Source organism: Methylobacterium nigriterrae (assembly GCF_037106235.1).
Lineage (GTDB): Bacteria > Pseudomonadota > Alphaproteobacteria > Rhizobiales > Beijerinckiaceae > Methylobacterium > Methylobacterium nigriterrae.
Genome location: NZ_JBAWTG010000633.1, coordinates 1 through 352, shown reverse-complemented (window position 1 = coordinate 352; position 352 = coordinate 1). Strand labels below are relative to the sequence as shown.

The window sequence follows — 352 nt, the reverse complement described above, 5'->3', positions numbered from 1 at the left end:
GTGCAGGTAGTTCGGGTTGAACAGCGACACCACCTGGAGCGCGGACATCTCCGGGATCGTGAGGCGGCGGTCCTTCAGCAGGATGAGGCCGGAGCTGCGCAATTCCTGCAGCACGCGGTTGACGTGCACGTTCGACAGGCCTGTCGCGTCGGCCAGATCCGCCTGCGTCAGTGGCAAGCTGCAGCTGTTATGCTCGACCAGCCCAACCGCGCGCAGCCGGATGAACAGCTCACACAGGAGATGCCCAACCTTCTCCAGGCCGATGCGCTGGCCGAGGTTGACCGTCCACTCCCGCACGATCGCGACGCCGACCAGAGCCTCCCACCAGAAGGCTCGGGCAATCCGCGGGTGC

Annotated in this window: 1 protein-coding gene; it reads right to left on the bottom strand. The window is 65.9% G+C overall.

Features of this window, described 5'->3' with window-relative positions; genetic code table 11:
* The coding region (locus WDW90_RS38545; RefSeq protein ID WP_336492928.1) for a Crp/Fnr family transcriptional regulator at positions 1–352 on the bottom strand (352 nt) is incomplete at both ends.